This window comes from Rhodoferax sp. (assembly GCF_039922535.1).
In the GTDB taxonomy this organism is placed as follows: Bacteria; Pseudomonadota; Gammaproteobacteria; order Burkholderiales; family Burkholderiaceae_C; genus Rhodoferax_B.
Genome location: NZ_JBDTEM010000432.1, coordinates 1 through 12,493 on the forward strand (window position 1 = coordinate 1; position 12,493 = coordinate 12,493).

At 63.1% G+C, this 12,493-nt stretch carries 13 protein-coding genes; 6 read left to right on the top strand and 7 right to left on the bottom strand.

Features of this window, described 5'->3' with window-relative positions; all coding sequences use genetic code 11:
* Together ABI213_RS20615 and ABI213_RS20620 are read right to left on the bottom strand one after the other, a co-directional pair.
* Positions 1–1,709: class I tRNA ligase family protein (locus tag ABI213_RS20615; RefSeq protein WP_348028462.1), on the bottom strand; the 1,709-nt coding region annotated here is incomplete at its 3' end.
* Positions 1,710–1,797: 88 nt separating this feature from the next.
* Entirely contained in the window at positions 1,798–2,832 is a 1,035-nt protein-coding gene (locus ABI213_RS20620) for a bifunctional riboflavin kinase/FAD synthetase (RefSeq protein WP_348028464.1), read from the bottom strand.
* 140 nt (positions 2,833–2,972) lie between these two features.
* Here ABI213_RS20620 and ABI213_RS20625 point away from each other — a divergent pair, with 140 nt between their 5' ends.
* A complete protein-coding gene (locus ABI213_RS20625; protein WP_348006820.1) occupies positions 2,973–3,530 on the top strand; it encodes an HNH endonuclease in 558 nt (185 codons plus the stop codon).
* Here the strand turns inward: ABI213_RS20625 and ABI213_RS20630 are convergent.
* Positions 3,522–4,196 (bottom strand): YceH family protein, encoded by a 675-nt coding sequence (locus ABI213_RS20630; protein ID WP_348028466.1) that lies wholly within the window; start codon positions 4,194–4,196, stop codon positions 3,522–3,524. The two genes, ABI213_RS20625 and ABI213_RS20630, sit on opposite strands and share 9 nt — an antisense overlap.
* On the opposite strand from ABI213_RS20630, the gene purN reads away from it, so the two are divergent.
* On the top strand, positions 4,186–4,779 hold the full coding sequence (gene purN / locus ABI213_RS20635) for a phosphoribosylglycinamide formyltransferase (protein ID WP_348006822.1): 594 nt from the start codon (positions 4,186–4,188) through the stop codon (positions 4,777–4,779). The two genes, ABI213_RS20630 and purN, sit on opposite strands and share 11 nt — an antisense overlap.
* A 58-nt stretch (positions 4,780–4,837) precedes the next feature.
* Here purN and ABI213_RS20640 read toward each other — a convergent pair whose 3' ends face one another.
* A complete protein-coding gene (locus ABI213_RS20640; protein WP_348014724.1) occupies positions 4,838–5,881 on the bottom strand; it encodes a LacI family DNA-binding transcriptional regulator in 1,044 nt (347 codons plus the stop codon).
* A gap of 121 nt (positions 5,882–6,002) precedes the next feature.
* Entirely contained in the window at positions 6,003–6,890 is an 888-nt protein-coding gene (locus ABI213_RS20645) for an EF-hand domain-containing protein (RefSeq protein WP_348028468.1), read from the bottom strand.
* Positions 6,891–7,137: 247 nt separating this feature from the next.
* Here ABI213_RS20645 and ABI213_RS20650 point away from each other — a divergent pair, with 247 nt between their 5' ends.
* On the top strand, positions 7,138–7,887 hold the full coding sequence (locus ABI213_RS20650) for a response regulator (protein WP_348005888.1): 750 nt from the start codon (positions 7,138–7,140) through the stop codon (positions 7,885–7,887).
* 268 nt (positions 7,888–8,155) lie between these two features.
* A complete protein-coding gene (locus tag ABI213_RS20655) occupies positions 8,156–9,268 on the top strand; it encodes an ATP-binding protein (RefSeq protein WP_348005889.1) in 1,113 nt (370 codons plus the stop codon).
* On the opposite strand, the gene ABI213_RS20660 is transcribed toward ABI213_RS20655, so the two are convergent.
* On the bottom strand, positions 9,231–9,488 hold the full coding sequence (locus tag ABI213_RS20660; RefSeq protein ID WP_348005890.1) for a DUF1653 domain-containing protein: 258 nt from the start codon (positions 9,486–9,488) through the stop codon (positions 9,231–9,233). The two genes, ABI213_RS20655 and ABI213_RS20660, sit on opposite strands and share 38 nt — an antisense overlap.
* A 54-nt stretch (positions 9,489–9,542) precedes the next feature.
* Between ABI213_RS20660 and ABI213_RS20665 the strand changes: the two genes are divergently transcribed.
* Together ABI213_RS20665 and ABI213_RS20670 are read left to right on the top strand one after the other, a co-directional pair.
* Positions 9,543–10,814 carry an RsmB/NOP family class I SAM-dependent RNA methyltransferase gene (locus ABI213_RS20665; RefSeq protein WP_348005891.1) on the top strand — a complete coding sequence of 424 codons (1,272 nt, stop codon included), beginning with the start codon at positions 9,543–9,545 and terminating at the stop codon, positions 10,812–10,814.
* 132 nt (positions 10,815–10,946) lie between these two features.
* Complete coding sequence (locus ABI213_RS20670; protein WP_348005892.1) at positions 10,947–12,161, top strand: fatty acid desaturase; 1,215 nt, start codon at positions 10,947–10,949, stop codon at positions 12,159–12,161.
* A gap of 60 nt (positions 12,162–12,221) precedes the next feature.
* On the opposite strand, the gene ABI213_RS20675 is transcribed toward ABI213_RS20670, so the two are convergent.
* Positions 12,222–12,493 (bottom strand): CBS domain-containing protein (locus ABI213_RS20675; RefSeq protein ID WP_348028470.1); only part of this gene is annotated, 272 nt, incomplete at its 5' end.

Consider the following 12,493-nt stretch of genomic DNA (forward strand, 5'->3'; position numbering starts at 1 on the left):
TTGTGGCTGGCGCGCAGCACGTGTTCGTGGGTGGTGCCGGAGTCGAACCACACGTCCAAGATGTCGTTGACCTTGCTGTAGTCGGCAGCGTCCGCGCCGATGATGGACTCGGCGGTGGCCTTGCTCCAGGCTTCCACACCGTTGGCTTCCACCATGGCCGCCGCCTGGTCCATGATTTCCATGGTGCGCGGGTGCAGCTCGCCGGTGGCGGTGTGGATGAAGAAGGGCAGGGGCACGCCCCAGTTGCGTTGGCGGCTGATGCACCAGTCGGGCCGACCGGCGATCATGTCGCGCAGCCGGGTTTTGCCGTTTTCGGGGTAGAAGGTGGTTTCTTCGATGGCGTTCAAGGCCAGCGTGCGCAGGGTTTGCGGGGCTTTGTCCACGGTGAACACGCCCTCGCCTTCGTCCATACGGATGAACCACTGGGCCGCGGCGCGGTAGATCACCGGTGTCTTGTGGCGCCAGCAGTGCGGGTAGCTGTGGGTGATGGTCTCGGTGGCAAACAGGCGGTCGTGCTCGCGCAGTTTCTCGATGACCAGCGGCGCGGCCTTCCAGATGTTCAGCCCGCCGAACAGCGGCAAGTCGTCCACATAGCGGCCGTTACCTTGCACCGGGTTCAGGATGTCGTCGGTTTGGATGCCGTTGGCCACGCAGGAGTTGAAATCCTCTACGCCGTAAGCGGGCGAGGAGTGGACGATACCGGTGCCATCGTCGGCGGTGGCGTAGTCGGCCAGGAAGATGGGGCTGAGGCGCTGGTAGCCGGGGTCCACGTCATAGAACGGGTGTTTGAAGTTGATCAGTGCCAGTTTTTCGCCCAGCGCGGTGGCCAGCACCGTGCCGTTCAGCGCGTAACGGGCCATGGCTTTTTCCACCAGGTCAACGGCTAGCAGCAGGATGCCGCGCTCGGTCTGTACCAGGGCGTAGGTCAGGGCCGGGTTCAGGTTGAGTGCCTGGTTGGCGGGGATGGTCCAGGCGGTGGTGGTCCAGATCACGGCGAAGGCGGGCTGGGCCAGTGTGTCCAGGCCAAAGGCGGCGGCGAGTTTTTCCGGCTCGGCGCATTCAAAGCCCACGTCCAGTGTCTGCGACTTCTTGTCGGCGTATTCGATCTCGAATTCGGCCAGCGAGCTGCCGCAGTCAAAGCACCAGTACACCGGCTTCAGGCCGCGGTACACAAAGCCACGCTCCATGATGCGTTTCAGCGCGCGGATTTCATTCGCCTCGTTGCCGTAGTCCATGGTGCGGTAGGGGTTGTCCCACTCGCCCAGCACGCCCAGGCGCTTGAAGTCGGTCATCTGCCCGGCGATCTGCTCGGCGGCAAAGGCGCGGCTCTTGGCCTGCACTTCGTCGCGGCTCAGGTTGCGGCCATGCAGCTTCTCAATCGCGTTTTCGATCGGCAGGCCGTGGCAATCCCAGCCCGGCACGTACACCGCGTCCATGCCCTTGAGCTGGCGCGCCTTGACGATCATGTCTTTCAGGATTTTGTTGACGGCGTGGCCGATGTGGATGTTGCCGTTGGCGTACGGCGGGCCGTCGTGCAGCACAAAACGCGGCGCGCCGCAGCGGGAGGCGCGCAGTTTTTTGTAGATACCCTGGTCTTCCCATTCCTTGACCCAGCCCGGCTCGCGCTTGGGCAGGTCGCCGCGCATGGGGAAGGGGGTGTCGGGCAGGTTCAGGGTGCTGCGGTAGTCAGGAGCGGTCGATTCGGTCATGGGATGTTCGATTGGCACGTTAGGGAGGCAGCCGACAGACGGCGGCTGCAAGATCAGGCGGGCTGTCTGCTGACAGCAACGAGATCGTCTAAATTCGGTCGCGCGTCGTCTGGCGGCTGGTTTCGGTAAACCGGGCGAAGTACGCGCGTGCATCGTCGCAGTCTTTGGCGATGCCGATTTGCAGGGCATCCAGACTGTCGTATTTCAATTCGTCATGCAGTTTGTGCAGCAGTTCCACGCGGATAATTTTACCGTAGGCCCCCTCGGCACCCAGGCTGGCGGGCCAGTCCAGGCAATGGGTTTCCAGCAGCACGCGGCCACCGTTGATGTCGTTCGGGTCCAGCGAGGGGCGGATGCCCAAATTGGCCACACCGATCAAGGCTTTGTCATCCAGGCCGTGCACCCGCACCGCAAAGATGCCGCTGGCGGCGGGTTTCCAGTGGGCAAAGCGTAAATTCAGGGTGCGAAAGCCATCCTGGCGGCCCGGTGCCGATTCGCCTAGTTGCCGGCCCAGCTTGCGCCCGTGCACCACGTGGCCGCTGATGCTGAACGGGCGGCCCAGCAGGCGGCTTACGTCGTCCATGCGGCCATCCTGCAGCGCGGAGCGCACGGCGGAGCTGGATACGCGCATGCCACGCACCTCGTAACTATTCATGCGGGCCACGTCAAAGCCCAGCGCCTCCCCGGCGGCGTCCAGCATGGCGTAGTCGCCCGCGCGCTTGGCCCCAAAACAGAAGTCGTCACCCACCAGTACATAGCGCACGCCCATGCCACGCACCAGCACGTCGTCGATGAAGGCCTGCGGAGTTTGGGCGGCAAAGGCGGCATCAAACGGCAAAACCACGGTCTGGTCCACGCCGCAGCGGTGCAGTTCGGTGAGTTTGTCGCGCAGGGTGGCGATGCGCGCCGGGGCCAGGTCGGGCTTGCCCGTGGCTTTGGCAAAGTAGTCGCGCGGGTGCGGCTCGAAGGTCATCACGCGGCTGGGCACGCCGCGGTGCCGGGCTTCGTTGTTCAACAGCGCCAGCATGGCCTGGTGGCCACGGTGCACGCCGTCAAAGTTGCCAATCGTCAGCGCACAGGCCGGGGCGATGTCAGGATGGTGAAAGCCACGAAAAACCAGCATGGGTTGGTATCTTTTTAATAGCGGATTGCGCCCGTGCAATAAGCGCTGTCAGGCAAGTTGTCATAGAAACACTGTATATTGTGACGCACAGGTAACTGCAATTCCGTTAATTGGTCCATCCATTAATTCAGGAGGCGTGTGTGAAGGTCTTGAAGCTGTCAGCCCAGGGGCTGCCCCAGTCGTGGATATCGCTGGAGCAGGCCGTCGTGCACTACGCTGCCGAGGAGGTGCGCTGGGAGATGGGCGCGCAGGTGGCGGTGTTCCATGGCGGGCACAACGCCATCACGGGCGAGCAGTCCATCATCACCGTCAACAGCATCATTGGCACGCGCGGCGTACCCAACATCAACCCGTTTGACCTGCGTCCCAGCCTGACCAACACCAAGCTGTTCGTACGCGACCGCAATGTCTGCGCCTACTGTGGCAACCATTTTCATGAAGATGAGCTGACCCGCGAGCACATCAAGCCGTTGGGCCAGAAGGGGGCCGACACCTGGATGAACGTGGTCACCGCCTGCCGCGCCTGCAACCACCGCAAAAGCAATCGCACGCCCGAGCAGGCGCATATGCCGTTGCTGTACACGCCCTACGTGCCGAGCCTGTGGGAAGACTTCATTCTGCGCAACCGCCGCATCCTGGCCGACCAGATGGATTTTCTGATCGCCCATGTGCCCAAGTCGTCACGTTTGCTAATTTAGCCCCAGCTCGGTACACAGCTTCTGCACCGTGGCCCGTAAGTGGGCCACTTCTTCTTCCAGCGCCTCGATGCGCGCTTCCAGCCGGGTGCTGTTGCCGCCCTCGGGGGCTTTGGTGCCCATGGCGTTGGCATCCACCGGGCCGCACAGCAAATGTGCCCAGCGCTGCTCGCGTTCGCCGGGGCTGCGCGGCAGTTTGACCACCAGCGGGCCGCCTTTTTCTTCGCTGCGCTCCAGCATTTCGTCCAGAAAGCCTTCTACCGACGAAATATCGGCAAATTTGTACCAGCGCTCGGTGTTCAGCCGCAGCTCGCCCGCAGTTTGCGGGCCGCGCAGTACCAGCAGGCCCAGCACCACGGCGGACTGCTCGGGTACGCCGATGCCGCGCTGGAAGTTGTGCTCGAAGCGGGTGACCCGGCTGCCGCTGGATTCGCGCACCAGGGTTTTGTCTTTCAGGCTGCCCAGGGCCTCGGCCACCTCGGCCTCGGTCAGGTTCATGGTCGGTTCGCGGCTGGTTTTCTGGTTGCAGCCGCTGAGCAGCGCCACCATCGACAGGGGGTAGCTGTCGGGCACGGTGCGGGCTTTTTCCATCAAGGTGGCAAGTACGCGGGCTTCGATGGGCGAGAGGAGGGTGGTCACAGGGATAATTCCAGTCAGTATGAAGAACATTGTTATTTTGATCTCTGGCGGTGGCTCCAACATGGCCGCCATCGTGCGCACCTCGATTCGCGACGATTGGGCGCGGCGTTTCGGTGCCCAAGTGGTGGCGGTTGTGAGCAACAAGGCGGCTGCCGGGGGGCTGGAGCTGGCCCGCGCCCAGGGCCTGGCGACCGAGGTGGTGGAGCACAAGGCTTTTGCCGATGCGCCCGACCCGCGGGCGGCTTTTGATGCCCAACTGGCGCAGGTGATTGACCGCTATGAGCCCGCGCTGCTGGTGCTGGCGGGCTTTATGCGCATCTTGACGCCGGGGTTTGTGGCGCGCTACGCGGGGCGGATGGTCAACATCCACCCGTCTTTGCTACCGGCTTTTGCGGGGCTGAACACCTACCAGCGCGCGCTGGACGCAGGCTGCTGTTTCGCCGGGGCCACCGTGCACCAGGTGACCGCCGAGCTGGACCACGGCCCCATCCTGGGCCAGGCCGTGGTGCCGGTGCTGTCGGGCGACACCGCCCAGGTGCTGGCCGCGCGGGTGCTGACGCAGGAACATTTGCTGTACCCGCGTGTGGTGGCAGAGCTACTCTCAAAAATGTAGCTGCCAGCGCAGGTACTACCTGCGCTGGAGGCTGATTTTTATAAATTTTTGCCTGGGCCTACACGCTGGCGCGTTCGATGATGCTGAAGCCGATGTCCACCATGCGCTCGGGCACGGGGCGGCCTTCCACGCGGTCAATGATGCAGCGCGCGGCCTCGGTGCCGATGCGCGTGCCGTCGATGCGCACGGTGGTCAGGGCGGGGTGCAGGTCTTGCGCAAAGGCCAGGTCGCCAAAGCCCACCACCGCTAGTTGATCGGGGACGACCAGGCCCAGGGCCTGGGCCTCGGTCAGTACGCCCAGTGCCAGCAGGTCGGAGCTGCAAAACACCGCGTCAAAGTCGGCATTGCGCGCCAGCAAAGCCTGTAGACCCGCACGCCCGCTGCCCAGGGTGGTGGGCGCGGGGACGGCATGCACCAGCGGCTCGGCCAGGCCCAGGCTGCGCGCGGTGGCCACAAAGGCCTGGCTGCGGCGCTGGGCGCGTTCGTCGTCGCCGCCAATGACGGCCAGGCGCTGGCGGCCCCGGCCGTGCAGGTAGCGGCACACCGCATCGGCCACCGCGCTGTGCGAAAAGCCGACCAGCATGTCGATGGGTTCGGGGGTCAGGTCCCAGGTTTCGACCACGGGGATGCCCGAGGCCTGCAGCCGACGGCGTGTGTCGGCCGAGTGCACCACACCGGTCAGCACGATGCCGTCGGGTCGGCGGCCGATGATGGCCCCCAGCAGTTCATCTTCCAGCGGGTCGGCATAGCCGGTTTGTCCCAGCATCAGCTGGTAGCCCTGCAGCCGCAGAGCCGTGGTGAGGGCTTGTATGGTTTCGTTGAAAACCGGGCTGACCAGGGTGGGCACCAACGCGGCGACCAAGCGGCTTTTGTTGGACCGCAGGCCACCGGCCAGCAGGTTGGGCACGTAACCGGTGCTGGCAATGGCGGCGCGCACTTTGGCCAGGGTGGCGGGCGGCAGCCGGTCCGGGGTATTGATGGCACGCGATACGGTCATGGCCGACAGACCGGCCAGGCGCGCCACATCGTTCACGGTGATGCTCGCGGTGCGGCGCTTGCGTTCGGGCGGTGAATCCGGTGGCGCGGGTGGAGGTGGGGGCATCGCAGTCATTGCGATGGATGGTAGCTGCAAGCGCGCCGCCCGGGCCCGCCGATGTCGGATTTCGAAGTGCTACTGAAAATATAGCTTCCTGCGCAGGTTGAATATGCGCTGGAGCCCTATTTCATGCTGAAACGCTGAAGGTGGAGCCGGTGGTTTGGCTGGTTTGTCCGGCGGCGATGGCGGCGTATTGCTTGAGCACCTGCTGGGCCAGTTGGTTGATATCGATACGGTCGCTGCCGTTGTGGGTGGAAGACGACTTTTGCAGCGTCTCCACAGCGGTGCTGACCTGCTTGGCAAAGGCATCGGCCTCGGTGTTGCTGAGCTTACCGTCCTTGTCGGTGTCGATGGCTTTGAGCAGGGCTTGCAAGGTGTCGGTGGTGCTGGCTGTGCCGTTGGCGGCACCCGCAGCGGCTTCGGCGGGTGAGACGATGCCGTCTTTGTTGGTGTCTAGCGGGTCGTAGACCGTGCTGTCGCTGCTGCTGGCCCCGGCGGCTCCGGCAGGCGGTGGGCCGCCGGGTGGCGGGCCACCCGCGCCGTGCGGTTTACCGGCATCGAATTCGGCCTTACTGAGTTTGCCGTCGCCATCGGTGTCCAGGCTGGCGAAACTGTCGTCGTCACCGTCGCTGTCGCCACTGACGGTGGTGGTCACCGTGGTGGTAATGGTGATGCCGTTGCTGATGTCGCCGCTGCCGGTGCCACTGGTGCCCCGTGCCTGGGCAAAGTCCATGGTGCTGGGCAGGGGAACAATGCTGGGGATGCCTTTTTGCAGTTCCGTGGCATCCAGCGTGCCGTCGCCATTGCTGTCCAGCTTGGACATCAGGTCGGCGGCGGTGCTGGGGTTGGTCACGCCGGTGCGCTCGGAGACCTTGTCCATCAGGGTTTGCAGCTCGGTGCTGTCTACACCGCCGCTGCCGTCGGTATCGGTCTTGGCAAACAGCTTGGCTTTGCGCTCGGCGGCACTGTTGGCCCAGGCATTGCTGTTGCTGCTGATACTGCTGATGGAGGCCATAAAAGTCCTTTGACGTGAAATAGCTTGCCTGGCTTGTGGGGTGTTTTGCCCCCAATTTCATGCAAGCCAAGGCTGCGTAAATTGCTTGTCTGATTCTTGTGTCGCCCGGTAAAGCTGGCTTGTCCGGTTTGTATCTGCGCTGGTACAAAAGTCGGTTTTAGCGCTGGAAAAGATAGGTAAAGAACCCCTAGTTCTGTGCTTCATGGGGCCTTTGCCTGCCTACACTTTTCGGCGAAATGAGCAACTTATGAACCCCTGTAGGCAAATTCTGGTCGTAGACGACGACGAAGGCATCACCACGCTGCTGCGTGACTACCTGTCGGGCTTCGCATTTTGTGCCCACACCGCCTGCGACGGCCCCAGCATGCGCCAGCAGTTGGCCACTTTGCCTATCGATCTGGTGGTACTGGATGTGATGCTGCCTGGCGTCGACGGGCTCAGTCTGGCCCGCGAGCTGCGCCAGCGCTCGGGCATCCCCATCATCATGCTGACCGCGCGCACCAACCACTTTGACCGGGTGCTGGGCCTGGAGATGGGGGCCGACGACTACATGAGCAAGCCCTTTGAACCGCGCGAGCTGGTGGCCCGCATCCACACCGTGCTGCGCCGCGCCGCGTCGGTGCACGACCGGATACTGCACGAGGTGGGCAGCGATGTGGTGTATTTCGATGGCTGGGCTTTGCACCGCCACGAGCGGCGGCTGACCGCGCCGTCGGGCTTGGTGGTGCCGCTGTCGAACGCCGAATTTCGGCTGTTGTCGAGCTTTCTGGCTGCGCCGCGCCGTCTGCTGAGCCGCGACCAGCTGATGGAGCAGGCGCGGGGCCGTTCCATGGACGCGTTCGAGCGCAGTATCGACCTGTTGGTGTCGCGGTTGCGGCAAAAGCTGAGTGATACCACGCAGGCATCCGATGTGCCGTCGATGATCAAAACCGTGCGCGGTTCGGGTTATATGTTTACCGCCCAATCCGTGCAGGGTCAGCCCGCATGGCCGCACTGAAACGGCTTTTAGAACGTGTTCATGGCCTTTTGGGGGTCGCGCAGGTGCCTGTTCGGGATGCGCAGCTAGGCGCAAAACCCAAGCCAAGGCTTACTGCCTGGGCTGGTTTTGTAACGACGCAGAGCGCCCGAACAGGCATCTGCCCTTCGGGTTGGGGTGAAATCGGGCGATTTGTCTGCCCCAACCCTTGCATGGGCAGGGAGCCCATGCAGCGGTCTGCGACAACCAACCCATCCCGATTGCACCCCAACGCGACCCCAAAAAGACCATGAACACGTTCTTAGCCACCACGCGCCGGCTATTGGCGCGGCTACTGCCCGCTACCTTGTTTGGCCGCTTGGCTTTGCTGCTGAGCGTGGCGGTGCTGGCCAGCCATGTGCTGGCGTTGACCATGATGTTCGAGCTGCGTCCGCCGATGCAAAACGTTATCGGCATGGGGCCACCTGCCTTGTCTTTTGATTGGGACCTGACCGAGATGGCGATGGAAGACGGCCTGCGTCCGGCCGAAATATCCATTTGGACCATGCCGGGCGTGTGGCTGGACATTGGGGTGCGCCTGTGTGCCCTGGTGCTGGCGGCCTGGATAGGAGCCCGCTGGTTGTCCGAACCCATCCGCCGTTTGGCCCGCGCTGCCAAGGCCTTGGGCCAGGATGTTGACCACCCACCGCTGGCCGAAGACGGCCCGCTGGAGTGCCGCGAGGCCAGCCAGGTGTTCAACCAGATGCAGGCGCAAATCCGCCAGCAACTGAGCGAGCGAGACCGCTTTGTGGCAGCGGTGTCGCACGATTTACGCACCCCGTTAACGCGGCTGCGGCTGCGCGCGGAAGGGCTGGCCGATCCGGCGCAAAAACAAGCCTTTCAAAACGATGTCGTCGAAATGGACGCGATGATCACCGCCACGCTGGACTACCTGCGCGGCGCGGTGGATGAAGAGGCTTTTGTGCGGCTGGACCTGCAGTCGCTGGTACAAAGCATGGCCGACGACCAGTTGGCCTGCGGGCACACGGTGCGCATCACCGGGAGCGCCGCGCCCGTGCTGGCCCAGGCATCGGCGCTGCGGCGCTGCATCGGCAACCTGGTGGAGAACGCCATCCGCTACGGCGGCGCGGCACACATCCAGCTCAAGGATGCGGCCGAAGAAGTGTGTATTGAAATCCACGACCCCGGACCCGGTCTGCCGGAATGCGAGCTGGAGCAGGTGCTGGCCCCGTTTTACCGCGTCGAAGCTTCGCGCAACCGCCACCATGGTGGGGTGGGTCTGGGCTTGTCCATCAGCCACGACATTGCGCGCAAGCACCAGGGCAGTTTGCAATTGCGCAACGGCTGCACCAGCGGGCTGGTGGCTACGCTGCGCTTGCCGCGTCGTCCGTCAGCCGGGTAAAACGTGGCTGGCGCACACCGGCGATCAGCACTTCTTCTTCAAACATCGCCGCCGGGCGTACCCACAGACCGTGCTCGCCGTACAGGGCACGGTACAGGGTCATGGGTTCCAGGGTTTCGCTGTGCCGCACCGTGCCCACCACGTCGTACAGCATGCCTTTGTAGTGGCGATAACGGCCGGGTGGGGTGGTGATGAGTGGTGGCAGGGTGTCGTCTTGCATAGAAATTTGGAGGCCAAAAAAGCGGCGTGGGACCCACATGGGACAATTGGGGCTATGCATCCTAAAGATTTCCTCGACGAGTGTTCTGAACTCGTACGCCAAGCCCTCCAATTTGAACACCCTGCCGACTCGGTGGTTTCGCGGTTTTTCCGCGACAACCGGTCGCTGGGCCCACGCGAGCGCGCCACTTTGGCCGAAACCGTTTACACGGTCTTGCGCAAAAAACTGCTGTTTGACCACCTGGCCCCTTCCGGTAGCGGCTCCAAGCAGCGCCGCCTGGCGATTCTGGGCTTCCACGGCCCGCGCGACTTTTTGTACGGCGCCCTGACCGACCAGGAGAAAACCTGGCTGGAAAACTGCGACCAGGTCAAAACCGAAGACTTGTTGGACCGCCATCGCCATAACCTGCCCGAGTGGCTGGTGCAGCCGCTGAAAGAGCAGCTCAAAGACGAATTTTGGCCCCTGGTGGAAAGCCTGGTCCACGGCGCGGGCCTGGATTTGCGTGTCAACGCTCTGAACGCCAAGCGCGACGACGTGCAAAAGGAACTGGCCAAGGTCGGCATCAAATCGGTGGCCACCCCATACTCGCCGTATGGCTTGCGCCTGACCGACAAGCCTGCGCTGACCAAGCTCGATGCCTTCACGCGGGGTGCCATCGAGGTGCAAGACGAAGGCTCGCAGCTGCTGGCCCTGCTGCTCGACGCCAAGCGCGGTGAAATGGTGGTGGACTTCTGCGCCGGTGCCGGTGGCAAGACGCTGGCCATCGGTGCGGGCATGCGCAGCACCGGGCGCCTGTACGCATTTGACACCTCGGGCCACCGGCTGGACGCGCTCAAGCCCCGGCTGGCGCGCAGCGGTTTGTCCAACGTGCACCCTGCCGCCATCGCCCACGAGCGCGACGACCGCATCAAGCGCCTGACTGGCAAGATTGACCGCGTGTTGGTCGATGCCCCCTGCTCCGGCCTGGGCACCCTGCGCCGCAACCCCGACATGAAATGGCGGCAAACCCCCAAGGCGGTGGAAGAGCTGGTAGTCAAGCAAACCGCGATTTTGCAAAGCGCCGCCCGTCTGCTCAAGCCCGGTGGTCGCCTGGTGTATGCCACCTGCAGCGTGCTGCCAGCAGAGAACGAAGAGATCGCCCTGGCTTTCTCGGCGGCGAATCCTGAATTCACCCCCCTTGAAACGGCAGACATCCTGACCCATCTGAAGGTGGAGAACGCGGCCAGTCTGTGCAGTGGCCCGGTCAGTGGTGGCGAATTTTTGCGCCTGTGGCCGCACCGGCATGGCACAGATGGCTTCTTTGCTGCGGTCTGGCAGAAGAAATAGGTCCAATTCCACGCCAAGTGTGTGTACGTAGAGACGGAGCCCTAGGTAATTTAAGGGGTCCAATTTACAATAGCGGGCTGGCTGGCACCATCTCAACCGCCCGCTTATTCTAAAAACCGAGGCTTTTACCTTATGTTGTTACCCGATTGGGCTGTGTTGAACGCAGCCGTTGACTGGCTTGCGAACGGACTGTTGAATCTGTCCTGGTGGGAGGTCGTGTTGTACACGCTGGTCACCACCCACATCACCATTGCCAGCATCACCATCTACCTGCACCGCCACCAGGCGCACCGGGCAATGGATCTGCACGCGCTGCCGGCCCATTTCTTCCGCTTCTGGTTGTGGCTGGCTACCGGCCAAGTCACCAAAGAGTGGGTGTCGATCCACCGCAAGCACCACGCCAAGTGCGAAACCAAGGACGATCCACACAGCCCCGTGGCCCACGGCATCAAGACCGTGTTCTGGACCGGCGCGGAGCTGTACCGCAAAGAATCCAAGAATCTGGAAACCATCGCCAAGTTCAGCCACGGCTGCCCCAACGACTGGGTCGAACGTAATGTGTACAGCCGTTTCAGCTGGCAAGGCGTGGGCCTGATGCTGATTTTGAACCTGGCTCTGTTTGGCGCCGCCGGTTTGACCGTGTGGGCCGTGCAAATGGCCTGGACGCCTTTCTGGGCTGCGGGTGTCATCAACGGTATTGGCCACTACTTTGGCTACCGCAACTTTGAAGCGCCGGATGCCAGCACCAATATTTCCCCTTGGGGCATCATCATTGGTGGTGAAGAGTTGCACAACAACCACCATACCTACCCCACGTCGGCCAAGTTTTCGGTCAAACCCTACGAGTTTGATATCGGCTGGATGTACATCTGTGCCCTGGAAAAAGTCGGCCTGGCCAAGGTCAAAAAAACCCCACCGAAGCTGCAATTGGGTGCCATCAAGCCCGTAGCCGATGAAAAAACACTGGAAGCGCTGATCGCCAACCGCTACGAAGTGATGGCCGGTTTTGCCCGCGAAATGCGCCAAGCCTGCACGGCCGAGCTGGAAGCCCTCAAGGCCCGCCAAGGCGACTTGTCGGCCCTGCAAGCCGCCAAGCGCTGGATGCACCGCGATGCGGAAAAAGTGCCTGCTGCTGCCCAGCCGCACCTGGACCAGGCCCGCGCCGCCCACCCCGTGCTCGACAAGATGGTGGTGATGCGCGAAGAGCTGCGCCAGATGTGGCTCAACACCTCGCAGTCGCGTGAACAGCTGACGGCAGATCTGCAAGCTTGGTGCCACCGCGCCGAGAGCAGCGGTATCAAAGCCCTGCAGGACTTCTCCATGAAGTTGCGCGCAGCACACGCCTGATCGCGTTCACTGCTCCCTGACAACAAAAAGCCCGCTATTGCGGGCTTTTTGTTGTCAGGCTCAGCCCCACACGTCCAACGGTGGATCGTTGGCCACGGCGCGCAGGATGTCGGTGCGCGAGACAAAACCTGTGAGCAGGCCGTTGTCGTCCACCACGGGCAGACCGGGTAGGCGGGTGTCCAGCAGCACCTGGGCGACGCGGCGGATGTCGGTGTCGGGCGTGACGCTGGCCACCGGGGTCCACATGATGCTGGCGACCGGCAGGGCCATGCGGTCGGCCCAGTCGGTGGCACTGGGGCTCTCCAGTGTGGGGTAAATGTCGGCCCGCAGCA